Here is a 19,666-nt window from a genome sequence, read left to right on the forward strand (position 1 = left end):
TACTTTGCAACCTCGCCACGTGCGAGTGTTTATCAGGTCGTAAAGTTGGCTGCCGAGCCTATCCTTATTATTCCCACCCAACAGTCGACGCTTCCATGACCGCCAGTCCCCCTTCAGCCGCCCGTCTTTACACTCTAGACACCCTCCGAGGCCTCGCCGCGCTGTGTGTCGTGTTCTGGCATTGGCAGCATTTTTTCTATGTCGCCGATGATCCCTCTGCATTCGTTGCTGCACAACAGCCTTTTTTTGCCACCTTCAAAGGGCTTTATGGTCATGGAGGCCTGGCGGTTCAGCTGTTTTTCTCGATCTCGGGATTCGTTTTTTTCTGGCTGTTCGCTAAAAAAATCTTGGAAAAGTCCATCACGGTAAATAGTTTTGCTCTGGACCGGTTCAGCCGGCTCTACCCGCTTCATATCGTGACCTTCGTGGTCGTAGCTGCCCTTCAGGTGATCTACGGCTCGATGCACTCGAGCTCGTTCGTCTATCAGGCCAACGATGCCTATCACGCGATCCTGAACGTTTTCCTTGCCCCCGCCTGGGGCTTTGAAAAGGGCTGGTCCTTCAACGCGCCAATCTGGTCCGTGTCGGTAGAGGTGCTGCTGTATGCCACCTTCTTCCTGATCTGCCTGACTGGGCGGTTTTTGCTGCCCTTGGCAGTGCTCATGTGTGCGCTTGGCGCCTATCTGTACCCTGACTACTACAAGCAAGGCAGCGGTCTGCTGTGTTTCTATGTAGGCGGGCTGACCTACATCAGCTTGCAATGGTTGGAGCGTCACGCTGGACCGGGGCGGAGCACGGCGTTGGTATCAGCGGCATGCGCTGCTGCTTGGGTGTATCAGCTAAGCTTTAGCGATAACGTGAACACGTATTTCGTCATGTGCGTCGGCTTCCCACTCTTGATCGCAGCCCTTGCAGGTATCGGGCGCTACTGGCCCAACCTGCTTCGCTCAGGCGCAGTACTTGGAGATATCAGCTATGCGTCCTATCTGATTCACTTTCCGCTGCAGATTGTGTTCGCTCTGACGGCAGACAAGCTGGGTTTTGCGCGCGCTGTGTTCTATCAAGGCTGGGTCATGCTGCTGTTCTTCGCTGTGCTGATCGTACTGAGCATGCTGAGCCACAGATTCCTGGAACGACCTGCGCAGCGGTTCTTGAGAGCACGTGAAGCAAGGCCCCTGCCCTGACGGGGCATGAAGACAGCTTGAGAAGTATTGATGGCGTTACAGGTGTCTCACCGGGGCCTGGGCCGCGGTGAGAGAGCCATTAGCGGGTCACTGCGGCACGGGTGACCATTGTTTGGTAGCCAGATCGAGCTTGCACACATCGGTAATCGCGTGGTTTTGCAGGTATGTCCGGACGCGCTGATCGTAGTCGTTGTTATTCGGATACGCCAGGTTCCAGTCCGGCGGATTGAACGAGGCGAAACCATTGATCGTGGGCATTCTCAAGAGCTCCGCTATCAGCATCGCGCTGACGTTGTGAGCGTAGATATTGTCGATCACTGATTCCTGTCGTGGCCATCCACTGACGTAGAACACCTTGCAGGTGGCCGGTGCTGGAGTCAGATTTGCGACTTTGGCCAGTTCTACTTTCCGATCAAGATGGATGTAGGCTCGGTTCATTTCTTCGACAATCAGCATTGTGCCCAAAATGCAGAGAATCGACACTGGCAACCGCGGAAGCAATCGCGCGAGGTACACGGTCACGACGACGGTCAGTGGGAACATTAGGAAGATCTGGTAGGCACTCACCACGTTCAACGCTTTCGCGCCTGGAAAGAAGGTGTAAACGAAGAACCAAAGGCTTCTTTCATTCACCTTGATGACACAGGCCCATGTGATCAACACGGCCAAGCTCACCGCCCAGGTAAACTGTGTAATCGGGTGTTGTTTACGCTGACGAAAAATGGCAACGGTTGCAAAGCAGAACAGGACGAAGATGATGGGCGCGATGCCTGTGTTGTAGTACTCGCCCTCCCAGGTGTAACCGGGAAATATCACTTTTATAGCGTTGTTGTAGATGGTGCCGAATAGTATGTTGGTTTCGCCCACCTGCAGAATGCCAGGCAGTTCCACCACGTACTTCAGGGCAGACTCGTACGAACGCACTCCAGACTCGGCTGCCTTGGGCAGGTAGACACTGAGCAACGGAATCATTGCAATGATGGCTATCAAACCTACACTGGCAACCACCCACCAATGGCGCAGCGTGGCCTGCCATAGCGCCCGACGCTGCTGCTGATCCGCGACACAGAGCAGGACGAAAGCCAGGATCACCGTGAAGAAAATGAAGAACCAGGTGATATAGAAACAGGTCAGTGCCCACGCACCCAGCGCGATGCCCGCCGAGCCGCCCCTGACGCCCAACCTGACCCTGTCGCCGGCGAGCAACGCCACGTACGCCTGATGCAGCAGGACCGTGACGATGGGGGCAAATGCCAATGTCGCCAGTTGAACCCGTGTGCCGTGCACCGTGAGGTTGTTGGCGATCAGGAACAGCCCTGCCGACAGAACGGCCCATCCGTAGGAAACTCGGAAGACCTTGCGCATCATCCAGTAGAAGCCAAGGAAACCAATTGCTCTGACGACGATGTTGCTCAATTCGGAAGCCAGAAACGAATCGGGACCAAATTGCCGAATGACTGAATAGATCACCGCAATCAGAAAATAGCCGTCTGTTTGCGCGAGCGTATTTTTATAGGGATAAAAGTAATACAGCTGCGACCATGGCGAATCGCCGCGAAACACATTCAACCAATGTTCGAGAATAGCTACGACAATGGCGGCATCGTAGCTGTCGCCATAGAGAACGGAAAAACCGTTATTGATCTGCACCCTGAACTGGATGTAGAGGAAAAAACACATCGCAACCAGCAGGAACAGTATTTTTCCTGCCGATCGCAATGACTGTACAGATTGATGCTTTTGAACTTCCATGAAGTGTTGGTCCACTGCTCGGCTGGAGGAATGAAGGCGAAGAACTCGGACTGTCAGGCTTTCAAAGCCACTACGATCCCACTCATGATGAGTGCTACGCCAACAAAGTACTGCACGCTGAATCGCTCCCCGAACACGAAGTGACTGCCAATCGGGACCAGTACGAAGGCCATTGCCATCAACGGATAGGCCTTACCCAATTCGATTTTCTGCAGCACCCATACCCACGCAATGGTGGTGATACCGTAGAGCGCGAAGGCGGTGAACAACGTGATCAGTGTCTGAGGGTCGAAGATACCCACGCGCTGCAGCGATGCCGCGCTCAATTTGAAGAGTATCTGCCCACCGGCGATGCCCAGAACACACAGTACAGCCACCAAGTAGATCATTGAACGTTGTCCCGCGCTTTGACCTTGACCTTTTTACGGGTTCGATGGAACGGATGTCGAGGGCTGGATGCAATATCATGGCCGATGAACGCGAGCAGCAGCTGTACCCCTATGATCACGGGCAAGGCCGAGAGCATGACGGTTCCAGCCGGTGTGGGAATGTCCGTGTTCAGCGAGTCGATCCAGTGCGAGACACCGAAGATGCCACCCCATACCAGCAGTACCAGCGCGATCGGAAGCTCCAGAGAGGCCAACGACATTCCACGCAAATAGTAGTTGTAGAAAACCCGTTTGCCAAAGTTGCGGATGTGTTTGAACAGGAATTCACCGACCACTTTCGAGATCTTGAGATTGCTGACCTCGTCTTCGTACTTCGCGTCCATCGGGATGTCGATCACCACAGCCCGCAATGTGTTCAGACGAAACAGCATGTCTGTTTCAAAGAAGTAGCGGCGGCTGATTCTGTTGAACGGTAGATGGCGCACAACATCGGTATGAATGGCGGTGAAACCGTTGGTAGGGTCGAACAGATCCCAGTACCCGGATGACAGCTTGGTCATGAACGACAAGACAGCGTTGCCGAACAGACGCATTTTCGGCATCGCCGAAATCTTTTCGAGATCGTAGAAGCGATTGCCTTTTGTGTAGTCGGCATGACCCAGAAGGATAGGCGAAATGAAGCTTTCGATGAGTGTCGGATCCATCTGGCCGTCGCCATCAATTTTGACGACGATATCCACGTCATCATTCAGTGCGGCCTGGTAACCAGTCATCACCGCACCGCCCACCCCCTGATTTTCAGGGTTGCGCAGGACCACCACGCGCGGATCCTGGTTGTTCTGCTCGACGAAGTCTCCCGAACCCTCGGGACAGCAGTCGTCGACCACATAGATCGTCTGGATTTCAGGCCCGATACTTTCGATGACACCAAGGATGTGTGCTTTGACTTTGTAGCTCGGAATGACTACAGCTACTTTCACATCGTTTACTAGCATTTACAGCTCCATTCAATGTCATCGGCGATCACTTTCTCTTGCAGAGAAAGTTACCTCGCGCCTCAGGAAAACCGGGATGATTCACCGGTTTCTCAAGCTATTCGGCCGTGAGTCGTTCCGGGCTATAGCCGACCAACGACTTACTGCTCTGTGGTCTCTGCCACGGGATCAGGTACGGGGCAGCGCGCAAGAATACCTTGATCCGTCCAGTTTGTGTCAGCGCCGGCATGAAACCCGGATGATCCCGGGCGCCACTGCCGACTCTGCTTGTGCCGGGTGCCGTACTCAGGCACCACAGACCCGATCCAACTCGGCAATCAACTGCTTGGCGCTTTCCTTCCAGGTCAGCCACGGCATTTCGTTTGAGCGCGGGTGCTCGTTCTTCTCATACAACGCCAACCAATCAGCCAGTCGATCTGCGATTTCCTGGGTTTCTGTACCCTCGAAGTAATAGGCATACTCCCCTGCCACTTCGCGAAACACCGGCAGATCCCGCGCGAAAATAGGCAGGTTGTACTGAGCGGCCTCAATCAGGGGCAATCCGAAACCCTCACCGTAGGACGCGGCCACCAGGCAGTCGGCCTCGTTGTAGAGGTGTTCGAGGTATTCATCGCTCACACCTTCCAGCCACAGCAAACGCTTGCCCAACTCGGCATGACTGGTCAGGCGCGCGGCCAGTTCGTCCACCAGCCAACCGTGCTTGCCGACGATGATCAGGTTGGCGTCATGGCCCGCCTTCCATAGCAGTTCAAACGCGTCGAGGGCCTGCGCGTGGCCTTTACGCGGCTCAAGCGTGCCTACCATCAGAAAGCTTGGCGCAGGACGCAGCGATTCGATGCGCAGCCCAGGGCTTTCCGGTACGCCCGAGGATGGCATGGACTGGTCGATGTCGGCCCCCAGGTGGAAGGCGCCAATGTGGAACGGTCGACTGCGCTCTGGTGCATTTTCCACCAGCCATTCGCGTAGCTCGTCCGCCACCGCATGGGAAATGCACATCGCGCCATCGTAGTGCGCCACGGCGTTGATCCACTTGATGTAGTGCGCCTGCAAACTTTCCACGAAGCAGTGCGGCAGTTGCAGGATCAGCAGGTCGTACACAACGAAGAAGATACTGACACCGTGCGAACGCAAGGTATTGAGGTACGACTGCTTGTGAGGAAGCACATCCATCAGCAGATCGAGGCAGATGTAGACATCGCCCGCGCGGTAGCTTATAGCCTCATCGACTTCCGCTTCGCTTGCCTCTTTGCCCAGGAACATTGTCGTAAACTTGGCTGCATAGCGATAGAACGGCTCACCCGCCTTCGTGTACACCGGCTTGACGACGTAACCTGCCGGGGCGTTGGTCAGCCATTCCAGCAGAATGCTGCGCACCACGCGCTGAATACCGCTTTTGCCGTCGTGCTTGCACAGCTCGGAGATATCGACGAACAGTGTCGGCTTGCCGACATCGCCTTGAATCGAATAATCGATGGCTTTGGCCAGGCGCGAAACATCTACCGCACCGCTGCTCAAGTGTCCGGTAGCGGCCAAGGCATCGATGAGCGACTGGGTTTGGTCAAGGTCTGGGTAAGCCCAGGCGGATGGCAACGAGTCTCGCTTGGACAAAGCGGTTTCGAACGCTGCTACAGCGGCTTTGCCGGTGCGGTCCCACGAGAACTCCTCGGCGCGTGTCAGGCCGTGCGCAGCAAGCTCGGCCCGGAAGTCGTCATTCACCAGTGCCTGGCGCATCTTCTTGGCAATGGCCGAGATGTCGAATGGGTCGAACATTGCCTCGTCCCAACCAATCACCTCCGGCACGCTGGACGTGTTGGCGCCGATAACCGGCGCTCCACACTTCATCGCCTCCAGGGGCGGCAGACCGAAGCCTTCGTGCCAGGACGGGAATACGTAGAGCCGGCACAGGCTGTACAGCGCGACCAGCTCTTCGTCGGTGATGTAGCCGGTGAACACCAGGTCCGAGTTACCCAACCCCTGAGCGCGTGCCAGGGTCTTGTAGCTGTTGATATGGTATTCCGGCATTTTGCCGGCGAAGACCAGCTGTATGTCACCCAACTCGGCCTTGATATTGGCAAACGCCTTGATCAGTTGCGGCAGATTCTTGCGGTCGTCGGCGCCGCCCGAATAGAGCACGAACTTGTCGTGCAGGCCGAACTTCTTCTCGACCACAGACCGTTCTTCGAGGCTGAGGGAGATGGGGCGGAACACATCATCGGCTGCGGTGGAGACGTTGGCGATATTCGCGGCTTCAAGCGGAAGGAACGACAGTGCTTCTTCTCGGGCGAACTCCGAAATCGATAGCAGCAGGTCATAGTTCTTGAAGGCTTCGACTTTTTCCAGATAGTGCTTCTTGTAACCCGGATTCGGATCCAGATACTGCTTGGCACTGACCAGAGGAATAAGGTCGTACAGCGTTGCGCTGACCAACGCGTTCTTGTCCAGCAACGGGCTGCCAATCGCGGCATCGTCGATATAGCCTTCAACGGCGCTGGTGACATGCACCACATCGGGACGCAGGTCGTCGATGCACGCCTGGCGAACCAACTCCGCCACCTGACGCCGCGGGGTATTGGCGGGATCGCGATCGCTCACCGGACCTTCTGCATACCAGACGCGGATGTGACTATGCGGTAACAGCCCGATGAAGGCAGCGCGGATGTTCTCAATGCTCTCGCTGAGCATGCCGTTGAGCACCAGAAACACTTCGTGCTCGCCGCGATTGCGGGCGATGCCTTGCGCCAGGGACAGGCTGTAGCGTCCGATCCCCCTGAAACGGCTTTCGGTTTGCGCACCCTGCATGTCGATTACGATACGCATTCAGTTCAGGTCCTTCGTCATAGCTTGCATCAAGGCGCGCTCGATATCGCGGCCCCGTTCGGTCAATGGCGCATGATCGATCACGCCATGTTGTGGGTCGCTGGCGTTGCTGGCCGCATCGGCGTGGACGGCACTTTGGTGCAGCTGACGCAGTTTGGCAGCAAGCCATGGGCTGCGATTGAGCACCGCCATCAGCGGTCGTTGGATGGCCGGCCGACGGCCGACCCATAGACGCGCATGCGGCACGATCCTGCGCAAGGTACGGCCCACGGAAGATTTACCTGACCGGAACGGCCAGTAAATGGCACGCATGACTACACGCAAAGGCGCAGTGAGACGCCATGAAGTGCTGGCGTGCACTGCTTGCAGCTGCTGTTCGTAGGCTACTGCGCGCAGGTACCAATGATGCGCGTTGCCCAACGATGCATTGAGTTCCTGGCGAACGTGTTCGGTTTGGGCAATGGCCTCGCCATGACTTTTCTGCACGTTGGTCAGGCTGGTCTGCAGACCCGAGCAGTGCTGTTGCAGACTCAGGATGCTTTGATTGAAGCGCTGCTGTTGCGCGTCTACGTCCTGGCTGAACCGATCCTGGAGCAAGACCAGCTGGTCCGTCTGCTGCGCATGAAGTCGGTCCATGAGCGCTTGCAGCCCATCGTGCGTAACGAATTCATCCCGAGCCGCAACCAGCTCTCCTTCTATACCCTTCAATCGACGCTCCAGCGCTTGGTCGTAACGAACTGCCAATTGGTCCAGCGAGACGCCGTAGGCGGCGTCGAATACAGGTGCAAAGTCTTCAAGCTGCTCAGTCACGGCCTGCTTCTGGCCTACGACCGCGTAGTCCGGACTGGTACCGGCCAGAACCTCCCACAAGCCGAGGCTGGTGCTTTCTTCGCGTAGCTCCGGGCGCTCTTGCAGCCGGACGATTTTCGACTTGGCAAACCCAGCGTGCTCGGCCAGGAACGACATCAGCAAGTTGGGCAACGGCCGCTCGTGAGTCGGGTCCAGGTAGAAGGAGTTGGTACCCACCACCAGACTTTCGGCATTGGGTGTTTCCAGAATCAGCAAACCGGCCGGGCGCAGTACGCGCAGAGCTTCGGCGACCAGCTCCTGCAACACTGGAAATGGAATGTGTTCGGCAATGTGAAAGCCGGTCACGGCAATCAAGCTGTTGTCTGCCAGCTCTTTCAAGGCGCTCAAGGCATCAGCCTTACGCGCAGGCAAGTCGAGCGCCCGGCAGGCTTCAAGCATGCCTTCGTCCAGATCCACGCCTGTTGGGGCGTAGCCTTCTGCAGTCAGAAGCTCCAGCCACTCTCCCCGGCCGCAGCCCAGGTCCAGGACGGGATAATCCTGATACAAAGCTTTGAGCGGGGATAGAAACGGTAGATAGGCTTTGAGGCGCTCGGTGATCAGTTCACGCGAACCACGATAGCGGTCTTCGAACGCACGGTAGAAACCGTCATCCATTACTTGCACTCCACAGTCGGCGGCATCCAGGCCAGACCTACAAAAGTACTTTTCGACATATTGACCACGTTGAACACCAAGGCCAGATCGCGCCACTCGTAGTTGTCGGCGATGTGGCTGTCGGTCGCGTGCAGAGCGATGGCCACCGAGTAGGAGCCCACACCCAGGCTGGCGTTGAAGCGGAACGTGTACGAGAGCATGTCGCCCTCGTGCAGACCGGTCCGAACGCATTCGAGATGGTGCGTGTTGGTACCGAATACGTCTTGGCCAAGGCGGTCCTTGATGACGTATCCAACCACCAACTCCGGCAACTCGGCGTTGACCTTTACGTTGATGGTCAGGCAGACATCGTCGCCCACTGCGACGTACTCGACGGGAACACCGTCGGTGTTGTACAGCGCCACGCTGTCGATAACGGCCTTGCCACTACCTGAACGCGTCTGTATCCCACCGTCGGCAAGCGTGTGCACTTCGACCGTCGAGTTTTCCTTCTGGGCGATGATGGCGTTGTAGTAGTCCATCACCTCCTCCGGCGAGCCGTCCTTGATGACGGTGCCGCCCTCCAGAAGGATTGCGCGGTTGCACAGCGCCTGGATGGCGCCGCGATCGTGCGAGACGATCAGCAGCGTCGTGCCGGCTTTCTGGAATTCCTTGATGCGACCGAAGCTCTTGTGCTGGAAGTAGCTGTCGCCTACCGACAGCGCTTCGTCGATGATCAGGATCTCGGGGCGGAAGGCAGTGGCGACGGAGAAAGCCACGCGCATCTGCATGCCGCTGGAGTACATGCGTACGGCCTGGTCGAAGTATTCGCCAATCTCGGCGAAGGCCTCGATGTCGCCGATCACGCCGTCGATCTGGGCCGTGTTGAAACCCATCAGGCCGGCAGCGTGGTAGACGTTCTGGCGACCGGTGAGTTCGGCGTTGAAGCCCATGCCCAGTTCCAGAATCGCCGCGATGCGCCCGTTGACCTGTACTGTGCCTTCGGTGGGCTGCAGGGTACCGGTGATCATCTTCAGCAGCGTGGATTTACCCGCGCCGTTCTGGCCGACGATACCGATCGCCTCGCCTGCTTCGATGTTGAAGCTGATGTGCTTGAGCACCCAGTGTTCCTGGCTGGCCTTGACCGGCAAGTAGAACCAGCGCGCCATGCGCTGCCATTCAGAGCGGTAGGCACGGTAGGCCTTGCCAACGTTGGTGACTGCAAGAAGGGTCATAGCGAGTCCACCATTTCTGCGGATGCCCGGCGGAACAGGAACAGCCCCAGCAGCATCAAGCCGACAGCGATCAGGAACGTCACGCCGATCTGTTGCAGGTCAGGCGAGACTTTATAGACCAGCACGTTGTGGTAGGCGGTGACGATGGGGTACATCGGATTGATGTCCAGCGTGCCTTTGAGGTAGTCAGGCACGATGTTGACCGAATAGACGATGGGGGTGAACCAGAACCACACTTGCAGGATGATCGGCACCACTTGGCCGATGTCGCGCAGGAATACGTTCAGCACACCCAGCACCAGGCCGATGCCGACCGCCAGGGCGACCACAGCCAGGGTCAGAGGAATGAGCCAGAGCATTTGAATGTTAGGCGAGTGGCCCAGCACCGTGAAGATGATCAGCACGGCCACGAACAGCAGCAGGTTGTTCAGCAGGCACGAGCCCACCACGATGACCGGCAACGCAATGCGCGGAAAGCGCATCTTCTTCATCAGGTTGCCCTGCTCGATGAACACCGTCAGGCAGCGCCCGACGATTTCCGCGAACAGGTTCCAGGCCAGGATGCCGGCAATCAGGTACAGCGCGTAGGCGTACTTGTTGTCGATGCCCGGCAAGCGGGCGCCGAGCACGTTGGACAGGATGAGCGCGTAGATGGCGACCTGGGCCAGCGGATGAATGATCATCCAGAGGCCACCCAGTTTGCTGCGCGCAAAGCGCGCAACAAACTCGTTCTTGATGGAAGTTACAATGAAGCCTCTGTAGTCCCAGATGCCTCTCAACATGCCAAACATAATTATCCTTTGATCAAACGCTCAATCTCAGCAACACGCTGAGCCACCAATTCTTCGCTGCCGCGGCTTTCCACGTTCAGGCGCAGCAGTGGCTCGGTGTTCGAGCCCCGCAGGCTGAAGCGCCAGTCGGCGAACTCGACGCTGATGCCGTCGGTGCGGTCGACGCTGGGGTTCTGTGCGGTGTAGAACGCGAGGATCTTCTCGATCGAGCCTTTGACGTCGGCGACTTCGTAGTTGATCTCGCCGCTGCACGGGAACGCCTGGATGCGCTCGTCCACCAGTTGGGCCAGGGTCTTGCCGGTGACGCTCATCAGCTCGGCGACCAGCAGCCACGGGATATTGCCGCTGTCGCAGTAGGCGAAGTCGCGGAAATAGTGGTGAGCGCTCATCTCGCCGCCGTAGACGGCGTCTTCGGCGCGCATGCGCTCCTTGATGAAGGCGTGGCCGGTCTTGCTCTGGATGGCGACGCCGCCGGCGGCTTCGACCTGTTCGATGGTGTTCCAGGTCAGGCGTGGGTCGTGGATGATCTTGCTGCCGGGGTGCTTCTTCAGCAGCATTTCAGCCAGCAGGCCGACCAGGTAGTAGCCCTCGATGAAGCGGCCCTTGTCGTCGAAGAAGAAGCAGCGGTCGAAGTCGCCGTCCCAGGCGATACCCATGTCGGCGCCGTTTTCCAGCAGGGCCTTGCGGGTCAGCTCGCGGTTTTCCGGCAGCAGCGGGTTGGGCACGCCGTTGGGGAAGTTGCCGTCTGGTTCGCCGTTGATGACGATCAGTTCCAGTGGCAGCTTGGCCTTGAGCAGTTCGATGGTCGGGCCGACGGCGCCGTTGCCGGGGTCGGCCAGCACCTTGAGGGGCTTGAGCGACTTGACGTCGATGTAGGTGAGCAGGTGCTCGATGTAGGCGCTCTTGTCGAACACTTCGCGCACGTGGCCAGCGGTGGCGGCCTTGTCGTCGAAGCTGCCGGCTTCAACGCGGGCACGAATGGCGTCGAGGCCGGTGTCGCCGCTGATCGGCTTGGAATGCTCGCGCACCAGCTTCATGCCGTTGTAACCCTTGGGGTTATGGCTGGCGGTGATCATGATGCCGCCATCGGCCTTGAGGTGGCTGGTGGCGAAGTAGACTTCTTCGGTGCCGCACAGGCCCAGGTCGAGCACGTCGGCGCCGGCCTCGGTCAGGCCCTTGATGAGGGCGGCGGCCAGGCCTGGGCTTTCCAGGCGCATGTCGCGCCCGACGACATAGGCTTTGCCGTGCAGTTCGGACACCAGCGCGCGACCGATACGGTAGGCGATGTCGTCATTGAGGTCGGCAGGGACTTGGCCACGAATGTCGTAGGCCTTGAAGCAACGGGTCTGGAGAGGGGGATACATGGCAATCGCTCGCTCTATGTGGCCGACGCGCGATGAGCGCGGACGTCGGTAGATTGGACGGTCGCTGACGAACGACCAGCGCAGTTCGGCCCCTGCGCATGCATTGGAGGCACGCGCAGAGGCCGAAGCGGGGTTTATCGGTCAGGCCTTGTCAACGCGGCCGTAGACGTCTTCGAAACGGACGATGTCGTCCTCACCGAGGTAGTCGCCGCTTTGCACTTCGATCAGCACCAGGTCGATCACGCCCGGGTTCTTCAGGCGATGCTGGTGGCCGGCACGAATGAACGTCGACTCGTTGGTGTTGAGCATCAGCTCGCGGTCGTCGTTGACCACCACGGCCATGCCGCTGACCACGATCCAGTGTTCGCTGCGGTGATGGTGCATCTGCAGCGACAGCGACGCCTGGGGCTTGACCACGATGCGCTTGATCTTGAAGCGCTCACCCTCTTCCAGGGTGGTGTAGGTGCCCCACGGACGGTGCACGGTGCGGTGCAGCTTGTGCAGGTGGTGGCCGCTGGCCTTGAGCTGGCCGACGATGTGCTTGACGTCCTGGCCGTGATCCTTGTGGCTGATCATCAGGGCATCCGGGGTGTCGATGACCAGCAGGTCTTCGACGCCGACCAGTGCGGTCAGGCGGTCTTCGCTGTGGACGAAGTTGTTGCGGGCATTGTGCGAGAGCACTTCGCCTTCGAAACGGTTGCCGTTTTCGTCAGCGCCGGTCAGCTCACTGACGGCGTTCCACGAACCGATGTCGCTCCAGCCGATGTCGCACGGCACGGTGGCCACTTTGTCCGAGCGCTCCATCAGGGCGTAGTCGACCGAAATATCCGGGACCTGGGCGAACGCGTCGGCGTCCAATGCCAGGCAGCGGTAGTTCGGTGCCTCGGTCAGGCGCGAGGCTTCCTTGACGGCAACGGCGGCGGCAAGAACGTCCGGCGCGTGTTTCTTCAGTTCTTCGAGGACGCTGCGGACCTGGAAGCAGAACATGCCCGAGTTCCAGAAGTAGTTACCGGCGGCAACGTAGCCCTTGGCGGTTTCCAGGTCTGGCTTCTCGACGAAGCGCGCGACTTTCAGGGTACCTTCCAGGCCGGTGCCGACGCCGGCCTCGATGTAGCCAAAGCCGGTTTCAGGGTACTGCGGCTGGATGCCGAACGTGACCAGCCAGCCTTCGGCCGACAGCTTGACGGCTTTGGCGACGGCGGCGGAGAACGCGGCTTCGTTCTGGATCAGGTGGTCGGCCGCCAGCACCAGCATGTGGGCGTCGGGACCGTGGGAGTCATTGAGCTGCAGCGCGGCCATGGCGACGGCGGCGGCGGTGTTGCGGCCGAACGGCTCGAGGATGAAGCCCTGGGCGTGGCCGGTCTTGTTGACGGTGCGGTATTCGTCTTCGGTCTTGAACAGCAGTTCGCGGTTGGTAACGGTCAGCACTTCGGACACGCCTTCGAGCTTGGAGGCGCGCAGGAAGGTCTTCTGGATCAGGTTCTGGCCGTCAGGCAGTGCCATGAATGGCTTGGGATGGGCCTCGCGCGAAACGGGCCACAACCGGCTGCCAACGCCGCCGGAAAGAATAACGGGGATCAGGTTCATGCGTATTGGATCCTTTGTTTGCCGGTGTAGCGGCACTGTGAAAATCGATCTGTAGACCAGCTGTACATGGGGTGGAAACCACCGCTGCGCATCGAAGATCTGGCGGCTCCCTGCGCCGCAGACAACATATACGTCAAACCCTGAAGCCGCTCGCTGCTGATGAGTCAAGGAAGTGGCGGCTAGAATATCAGGAAACCCGGGGCCAAGCGCAAATCGTTCGCGCTTGGACACCCGGCCTGGCCCAGTAGTTCAGCGATCATTGCTTGGTGCTGATCTCGGCCAGCATTCGCTTCACGCCCACTTCCCAATGCGGCAGGGTCAGGCCGAAACGCTCGGTCAGTTTGGTGGTGTCCAGGCGCGAATTCAGCGGGCGCAGGGCGGGTGTCGGGTAGGCACTGGTGGGAATGGCCTCGACCGTTTCCACGGCCAGCTTGGTGCCTTGGCGGCGGGCGTTTTCGATGACCAGCTTGGCAAAGGCGTGCCAGGACGTTTCGCCTGTAGCGGCGAGGTGGTAGGTACCGGCCAGGTCAGGGTTCGCCACGGCCATGGGAATGGCATGGGCGACGACGTCGGCCAGCAGCTCGGCGCCGGTGGGTGCGCCGATCTGATCGCTGATGACGCTCAGGCTCTTGCGGTCCTTGGCCAGGCGCAGCATGGTCTTGGCAAAATTGTTGCCACGGGCTGCGTAGACCCAGCTGGTGCGGAAAATCAGGTGCTTGCAGCCGGACTTGCGAATGGCTTCTTCGCCGGCCAGCTTGCTCGCGCCGTAGTAGTTGACGGGGACAGTGGTGTCGCTCTCCTGCCAGGGCTTTTCGCCCGTGCCGTCGAACACGTAGTCGGTGGAGTAATGCACCAGCCAGGCGTCCAGATCGAGCGCTTCACGGGCGAGCACGGCGCTGGCCCGGTGATTGATCAGGTCGGCGGTGTCCTTTTCGCTCTCGGCCTTGTCCACGGCGGTATAGGCGGCAGCGTTGACGATAACGTTCGGCGCGATGCGCCGCACCGTTTCGGCCAGCCCTTGAAGCGATGCCAGGTCTCCGCAGAGACCGGCTTCATCGATGTTCCTGCCCAGTGCGACTACCTTGCCCAGCGGCGCCAAGGCACGCTGCAGCTCCCAACCCACCTGACCGTTCTTGCCCAGGAGCAATATTTTCACAGTTCACGCCCTTGATAATTCGTATCGATCCATTGCTGGTAGGCGCCGCTCTTCACGCGGTTGACCCATTCGGGATTATCCAGATACCACTGCACGGTCTTGCGAATACCGGACTCGAACGTTTCTACCGGCGTCCAGCCCAGCTCGCGCTGGATCTTGCTGGCGTCGATGGCGTAGCGAACGTCATGGCCGGGGCGATCTTGTACGTGGGTGATCAAATGCGCATGAGGACGATGGGGTGACTGCGGGCAGAGCTCGTCGAGCAAGGCGCAGACCGTGTGCACGACTTCGATGTTCTGTTTCTCGTTGTGGCCGCCGATATTGTAGGTCTCCCCTACCTCACCTTCGGTCACTACTTGATACAGCGCACGTGCATGGTCTTCGACATACAGCCAGTCGCGAATTTGATTACCTTTGCCATAAATGGGCAAAGCCTTGCCTTCCAGGGCATTGAGGATGATCAACGGAATGAGTTTTTCCGGGAAATGGCACGGCCCATAGTTGTTCGAGCAGTTGGTGATCAACGTCGGCAGCCCGTAGGTGCGCTGCCAGGCGCGGACCAGGTGATCGGAGCTGGCCTTGCTCGCGGAATACGGCGAGCTGGGCTGGTAAGGCGTGGTTTCGGTGAAGAGGTCTTCCGGGCCTTCGAGGTCGCCATACACTTCATCGGTGGAGATGTGATGGAAGCGGAAGGCGGCTTGGGCCTCGGCGTCGAGTTGCGACCAGTATTGGCGCGCGGCTTCGAGCAAGGTGTAGGTACCGATCACGTTGGTTTCGACGAACGCGGCAGGCCCGGTGATCGAGCGATCGACATGGGATTCGGCAGCCAGGTGCATGACCAGATCCGGCTGGTGCTCGGCGAACACTCGATCCATTTGCGCGCGGTCGCAGATGTCGACGTGCTCGAAGGCGTAGCGCGGCGTGCGCTCGCTGCCCATGAGCGAATCCAGATTACCGGCGTAGGTCAATTTGTCGACATTGACCACGGCGTCGTCGGTATTTGCCAGGATATGGCGAATGACTGCCGAGCCAATGAAGCCTGCACCACCGGTTACGAGGATTTTCACGTTAAACAACACCATCAAGTTAAAAATGAGACGCGCTGGATCGATTCAGGGCGCGTCTGACGCATGCATGATTTTCAAAGGCCGGATGATACCAAACCACCCAAGGCCTGTCCCCACGGCACATACGGGCCGACAGCGAGGTTTGTAACACCGGTTGAACACACTGCCAAAAAAGTTGTTACGAGAGGTAACCGATCGTTCACATCTGGCGTCCGGATACCGGGCCTGTTCGATTTGCGAGGCAATGGACAACGCATTTCGTCTTTTCGTATATGACAGTTCCCTTCATCTGACGAAAGGCGCAACACGACCCTGGCGAAACCAGTTGATGGAAACGGTTATAGTGCCGATCTCACACAAGGAGTGGCAGGAATGAAAGCGTTGATAGGCGTCGTTGTCGCGGGACTGCTGGCGGGTTGCGGCACGATCAATACGGTGTTTCGCGATGATGTGGTGACCAGCGACAACTTGAAGGAAGCTGAGTCGTTCTGCGGCGCTGTACCTCGGGTGTACAGCGGCGTGGTCTATGACTTCTGCCTGCTGCATGGCCAGGCGCCCAAGCCCGGCCACTCGCGCAGCGGACCGCAGATGAGTTTCGTCGCGCTGGACATCGGCGTCTCGGCAATCCTCGACACGCTGATGCTGCCCTATACGCTGTATCGGCAACACAACGATGGCGGCATCGAGGTGGTGGGTCGCTGACCGCGGCCCTGGGGAAGCCTAGGGATTGAGGAAGCCGTCGAGGCAGGTCACAGAGGCACCGGTGACCTTGATCGACTGGTCGGTGATCGACAGCTGCATCTTGCCAGCGCGACCCAACGCAGCGCCCTGGGCGACTCGAAGGTGCGATCCCAGCGAGGCGGTCTGCCCGGTGGCACGAATGAACGCGGCGACCGCCCCGCCGCCGCTGCCGCAGGCTGCATCTTCTGTGATGCCGCAGGTGGGCGCGAAGGTGCGGACTTCTATGTGCTCGTTGCTGCCTTCGGGGTGCGGGCCGAAGATCACCACGCCAGTGGTGCTGGTGCGGTGGTCGTTGATGGCCATGCGCGCCAGGTCAGGAATGACCGCCAGCACGGTTTGTGCGTCGCGCAGTTGCACCACCAGCCAGCGCGGGCCAACGGTCACGAAGCACGGCCTGCGGTCGCGCACCACGCTTACCCCCAGTACGGCCTGCAGCTCGCGATGATCACTGTCGTTGACCGGCTGGATCGTTGCGGGCGGCAATTCGAAGGTAATCAGCTGCGAGCCATCCGGCTGGCGGACCACATCAAGGTCGATCAGACCCAATGCACACTCCTGCACCAGACGGCCGTTGCGCGGCTCGATCAGGCCCGCCTCCATCAGGGCATGGGCGCTGCCGAGGGTGGCGTGGCCGGCGAAGGGTAGCTCGGAGTTCGGGGTAAAGATGCGTACGCGGTAGTCCGCTTCAGGGCGAGTGGCGGGCAGCACGAAGGTGGTTTCAGAGAGGTTGTTCCAGTGGGCGATTTCTTGCATCTGTTCGCGCGTCAGGCTTTCGGCCTGCAGGATGACCGCCAGCGGATTGCCCTTGAAGCGCTGGGTGGTGAAGACATCGACTTGCTTGAACGCTAGACGGTGCATGGTCGGCCCTGGAAATGGAGGTGTGGAGACGTAGCACAGGTTCGCATGTTTTCTGTAGCAGCGGCGCGAGCCGCGTCCGGCAGCACCGTGATTCTTCCGACCCACCGCGTGTGCCGCCGACGCGGCTTGCGCCGCTGCTACAGGGGTGTGTGGCGCAGGTTCGCATGTTTTCTGTAGCAGCGGCGCGAGCCGCGTCCGGCAGCACCGTGATTCTTCCGACCTACCGCGTGTGCCGCCGACGCGGCTTGCGCCGCTGCTACAGGGGGTGGGTTGGTTAGAGGGTGATGGGTCTGCGGCCGGCGAAGGAATGGGCCAAGGTACCGCCGTCGACCAGTTCCAACTCGCCACCCAAGGGCACGCCGTGGGCAATGCGTGAAGCCACCAGGCCTTTCTTCGCCAACAGCTGGGCGATGTAATGAGCAGTGGCTTCGCCTTCGACAGTCGGGTTGGTCGCCAGGATGACTTCGGCGAAGGTGCCCTGCTCGTCTATACGGCTCATCAGTTGCGGGATGCCGATCGCCTCCGGGCCCAGACCATCGAGGGGCGACAGGTGCCCCTTGAGCACGAAATAGCGGCCGCGGTAGCCGGTCTGCTCAACAGCATAGACGTCCATCGGCCCTTCCACCACGCACAGCAGCGTATCGTCGCGACGTGGATCACCGCATTGCGGGCAAAGTTCTTCTTCGGTGAGGGTGCGGCACTGGCGGCAATGGCCTACGCCTTCCATGGCCTGGCTCAACGCCTGGGCCAGGCGACTGCCGCCGCTGCGGTCGCGTTCGAGCAGCTGCAGGGCCATGCGCTGGGCGGATTTCTGGCCAACGCCGGGCAAGGTGCGCAGGCTGTCGATCAGTTGACGGATCAGTGGGCTGAAGCTCATGGAAGGCGGCCTGACGTAACGACGAGACGCGGTTTATACCCGCGCCTCCGGGTCACGTCAAATGCTCAGGCGTCGGAAACCTTGACCACCAGCTTGCCGAAGTTATGCCCTTGCAGCAGGCCGATGAACGCCTCCGGCGCTCGCTCCAGACCGTCGACCATGTCCTCGCGGAACTTGATCTTGCCGTCACGAACCCACGGCACCATGGCAGAGAAGAATTCTGCATGGCGATCGCCAAAGTCGTCGAACACGATGAAGCCCTGCATGCGGATGCGCTTGGTGAGCAAGGTGCGCGGCAACAGCGCGAAGCGGTCCGGACCTTCTGGCAGGTCGGTGGCGTTGTAGCCAGCGATCAGGCCGCACACTGGAATGCGCGCGCGAGCGTTGAGCAACGGCATGACGGCGTCGAAGACTTTGCCGCCAACGTTTTCGAAGTAGATGTCGATGCCCTGGTCGCAGGCTTTGGCCAGGTCGTCGGCGAAGGTTTCGCTTTTGTGGTCGACACAGGCATCGAAGCCCAGTTCTTCAACGACGTAGCGGCATTTTTCCGGCCCGCCGGCAATGCCGACGACTTTGAGGCCTTTGATCTTGCCCACCTGCCCCACTACCGATCCGACTGCGCCGGAGGCGGCTGCGACGACCAGGGTTTCGCCTTCCTTGGGCTGGCCGATGTGGGTCAGGCCCATGTAGGCGGTCATGCCGGGCATGCCCAGAACGCCGAGTGCCATTGACGGGCTGGGGATGCCGGCGGGCAGCGGCGTCAGATTGCTGCCGTCGGAGATGCAGTGGGTCTGCCAGCCGGTCATGCCGACGACCAGGTCACCTTCGCGGAACTTGGGGTGCTTGGAAGTTTCTACGCGGCTGACAGTGCCACCGGTCATGACTTCGTCGATGTCCACCGGTGCGGCGTAGGACGGTGCGTCGCTCATGCGGCCGCGCATGTAGGGGTCCAGGGACAGGTACAGAGTGCGCAGCAGGACTTGGCCGTCTTCAAGATCCGGCAAGGCTTCGCGCTCCAGACGGAAATTCTCCGGCGTCGGCGCCCCGGTCGGACGGGAAGCAAGAACGAAGCGCTGGTTGAGGGTCAGGTCTTGGGACATTGCGGGGTATTCCTTCAGCAAGTGGCTATAGGAAAAGGACAGCATGGGGTGGCGGGATGTTCAACTGGGTGCTTGGCAAACAGCCGGCGGCGTGGCTTTCGCGGCCGATGACCGCTCCTACGGGGGGATTGGATTGCGCGCGTATCCTGTAGGAGCGGTCTTTGGCCGCGAAGGGGGCACACCATGTGTCTGGTAGACCGCAGTATAGCTTTCGCGGCCGATGACCGCTCCTACGGGGGGATTGGATTGCGCGCGTATCCTGTAGGAGCGGTCTGTGGCCGCGAAGGGGGCACATGATGTGTCTGGTAGA

Annotated in this window: 16 protein-coding genes; 2 read left to right on the top strand and 14 right to left on the bottom strand. The window is 59.5% G+C overall.

Going from position 1 to position 19,666, the window contains the following annotated elements:
- Positions 1–95: 95 nt before the first annotated feature.
- The gene (locus IFU31_RS01910) at positions 96–1,184 is read left to right on the top strand and encodes an acyltransferase family protein (RefSeq protein ID WP_192102115.1); all 1,089 of its coding nucleotides are present in this window, start codon (positions 96–98) and stop codon (positions 1,182–1,184) included.
- Positions 1,185–1,271: 87 nt separating this feature from the next.
- Here IFU31_RS01910 and IFU31_RS01915 read toward each other — a convergent pair whose 3' ends face one another.
- The 11 genes from IFU31_RS01915 to rfbB all read right to left on the bottom strand — a co-directional run bounded on the left by IFU31_RS01915 (position 1,272) and on the right by rfbB (position 15,780).
- Positions 1,272–2,936, bottom strand: coding sequence for a hypothetical protein (locus IFU31_RS01915; protein WP_192102116.1), 1,665 nt, complete (start codon positions 2,934–2,936; stop codon positions 1,272–1,274).
- A gap of 53 nt (positions 2,937–2,989) precedes the next feature.
- Positions 2,990–3,325, bottom strand: coding sequence for a 4-amino-4-deoxy-L-arabinose-phospho-UDP flippase (locus tag IFU31_RS01920; RefSeq protein WP_192102117.1), 336 nt, complete (start codon positions 3,323–3,325; stop codon positions 2,990–2,992).
- Complete coding sequence (locus IFU31_RS01925; RefSeq protein WP_122478386.1) at positions 3,322–4,320, bottom strand: glycosyltransferase family 2 protein; 999 nt, start codon at positions 4,318–4,320, stop codon at positions 3,322–3,324. Before IFU31_RS01925 ends, IFU31_RS01920 begins: the two co-directional genes overlap by 4 nt.
- A gap of 285 nt (positions 4,321–4,605) precedes the next feature.
- Positions 4,606–7,137, bottom strand: a complete 2,532-nt coding sequence (locus IFU31_RS01930; RefSeq protein WP_192102118.1) for a glycosyltransferase family 4 protein — start codon at positions 7,135–7,137, stop codon at positions 4,606–4,608.
- Entirely contained in the window at positions 7,138–8,601 is a 1,464-nt protein-coding gene (locus tag IFU31_RS01935; protein ID WP_192102119.1) for a class I SAM-dependent methyltransferase, read from the bottom strand.
- Positions 8,601–9,815, bottom strand: a complete 1,215-nt coding sequence (locus tag IFU31_RS01940; RefSeq protein ID WP_192102120.1) for an ABC transporter ATP-binding protein — start codon at positions 9,813–9,815, stop codon at positions 8,601–8,603. Before IFU31_RS01940 ends, IFU31_RS01935 begins: the two co-directional genes overlap by 1 nt.
- A complete protein-coding gene (locus IFU31_RS01945) occupies positions 9,812–10,606 on the bottom strand; it encodes an ABC transporter permease (RefSeq protein ID WP_122478394.1) in 795 nt (264 codons plus the stop codon). The genes IFU31_RS01940 and IFU31_RS01945 overlap by 4 nt, the downstream gene beginning before the upstream one ends.
- 2 nt (positions 10,607–10,608) lie before the next feature.
- Positions 10,609–11,970: a phosphomannomutase gene (locus IFU31_RS01950; protein ID WP_192102121.1), complete on the bottom strand. Its 1,362-nt coding sequence runs from the start codon at positions 11,968–11,970 to the stop codon at positions 10,609–10,611.
- Positions 11,971–12,111: 141 nt separating this feature from the next.
- Complete coding sequence (locus IFU31_RS01955) at positions 12,112–13,557, bottom strand: mannose-1-phosphate guanylyltransferase/mannose-6-phosphate isomerase (protein ID WP_122478398.1); 1,446 nt, start codon at positions 13,555–13,557, stop codon at positions 12,112–12,114.
- Between the two features lie 256 nt (positions 13,558–13,813).
- Complete coding sequence (rfbD, locus tag IFU31_RS01960) at positions 13,814–14,713, bottom strand: dTDP-4-dehydrorhamnose reductase (RefSeq protein ID WP_122478400.1); 900 nt, start codon at positions 14,711–14,713, stop codon at positions 13,814–13,816.
- On the bottom strand, positions 14,710–15,780 hold the full coding sequence (rfbB, locus tag IFU31_RS01965; RefSeq protein ID WP_192102122.1) for a dTDP-glucose 4,6-dehydratase: 1,071 nt from the start codon (positions 15,778–15,780) through the stop codon (positions 14,710–14,712). The genes rfbD and rfbB overlap by 4 nt, the downstream gene beginning before the upstream one ends.
- A gap of 372 nt (positions 15,781–16,152) precedes the next feature.
- Between rfbB and IFU31_RS01970 the strand changes: the two genes are divergently transcribed.
- Entirely contained in the window at positions 16,153–16,482 is a 330-nt protein-coding gene (locus tag IFU31_RS01970; RefSeq protein WP_122478402.1) for a YceK/YidQ family lipoprotein, read from the top strand.
- Positions 16,483–16,500: 18 nt separating this feature from the next.
- On the opposite strand, the gene IFU31_RS01975 is transcribed toward IFU31_RS01970, so the two are convergent.
- The 3 genes from IFU31_RS01975 to IFU31_RS01985 form a co-directional block, all read right to left on the bottom strand.
- On the bottom strand, positions 16,501–17,379 hold the full coding sequence (locus IFU31_RS01975) for a PhzF family phenazine biosynthesis protein (protein ID WP_192102123.1): 879 nt from the start codon (positions 17,377–17,379) through the stop codon (positions 16,501–16,503).
- Positions 17,380–17,653: 274 nt separating this feature from the next.
- A complete protein-coding gene (gene recR, locus IFU31_RS01980) occupies positions 17,654–18,256 on the bottom strand; it encodes a recombination mediator RecR (RefSeq protein ID WP_185793511.1) in 603 nt (200 codons plus the stop codon).
- Between the two features lie 65 nt (positions 18,257–18,321).
- Positions 18,322–19,356 (bottom strand): NADP-dependent oxidoreductase, encoded by a 1,035-nt coding sequence (locus IFU31_RS01985; protein WP_192102124.1) that lies wholly within the window; start codon positions 19,354–19,356, stop codon positions 18,322–18,324.
- Positions 19,357–19,666 lie beyond the last annotated feature (310 nt).

The sequence above is a fragment of the Pseudomonas sp. CFBP 13602 genome, from assembly GCF_014842725.1.
Lineage (GTDB): Bacteria > Pseudomonadota > Gammaproteobacteria > Pseudomonadales > Pseudomonadaceae > Aquipseudomonas > Aquipseudomonas baltica.

Bases quoted from the DNA above. Each gene is read 5' to 3' on its own strand.
- IFU31_RS01955 (WP_122478398.1), bottom strand. From the start codon at position 13,557: ATGAACCTGATCCCCGTTATTCTTTCCGGCGGCGTTGGCAGCCGGTTG.
- IFU31_RS01935 (WP_192102119.1), bottom strand. From the start codon at position 8,601: ATGGATGACGGTTTCTACCGTGCGTTCGAAGACCGCTATCGTGGTTCG.
- IFU31_RS01910 (WP_192102115.1), top strand. From the start codon at position 96: ATGACCGCCAGTCCCCCTTCAGCCGCCCGTCTTTACACTCTAGACACC.
- IFU31_RS01950 (WP_192102121.1), bottom strand. From the start codon at position 11,970: ATGTATCCCCCTCTCCAGACCCGTTGCTTCAAGGCCTACGACATTCGT.
- IFU31_RS01970 (WP_122478402.1), top strand. From the start codon at position 16,153: ATGAAAGCGTTGATAGGCGTCGTTGTCGCGGGACTGCTGGCGGGTTGC.
- IFU31_RS01920 (WP_192102117.1), bottom strand. From the start codon at position 3,325: ATGATCTACTTGGTGGCTGTACTGTGTGTTCTGGGCATCGCCGGTGGG.
- IFU31_RS01915 (WP_192102116.1), bottom strand. From the start codon at position 2,936: ATGGAAGTTCAAAAGCATCAATCTGTACAGTCATTGCGATCGGCAGGA.
- IFU31_RS01940 (WP_192102120.1), bottom strand. From the start codon at position 9,815: ATGACCCTTCTTGCAGTCACCAACGTTGGCAAGGCCTACCGTGCCTAC.
- IFU31_RS01925 (WP_122478386.1), bottom strand. From the start codon at position 4,320: ATGCTAGTAAACGATGTGAAAGTAGCTGTAGTCATTCCGAGCTACAAA.
- IFU31_RS01945 (WP_122478394.1), bottom strand. From the start codon at position 10,606: ATGTTTGGCATGTTGAGAGGCATCTGGGACTACAGAGGCTTCATTGTA.
- recR (WP_185793511.1), bottom strand. From the start codon at position 18,256: ATGAGCTTCAGCCCACTGATCCGTCAACTGATCGACAGCCTGCGCACC.
- IFU31_RS01930 (WP_192102118.1), bottom strand. From the start codon at position 7,137: ATGCGTATCGTAATCGACATGCAGGGTGCGCAAACCGAAAGCCGTTTC.
- IFU31_RS01985 (WP_192102124.1), bottom strand. From the start codon at position 19,356: ATGTCCCAAGACCTGACCCTCAACCAGCGCTTCGTTCTTGCTTCCCGT.
- IFU31_RS01975 (WP_192102123.1), bottom strand. From the start codon at position 17,379: ATGCACCGTCTAGCGTTCAAGCAAGTCGATGTCTTCACCACCCAGCGC.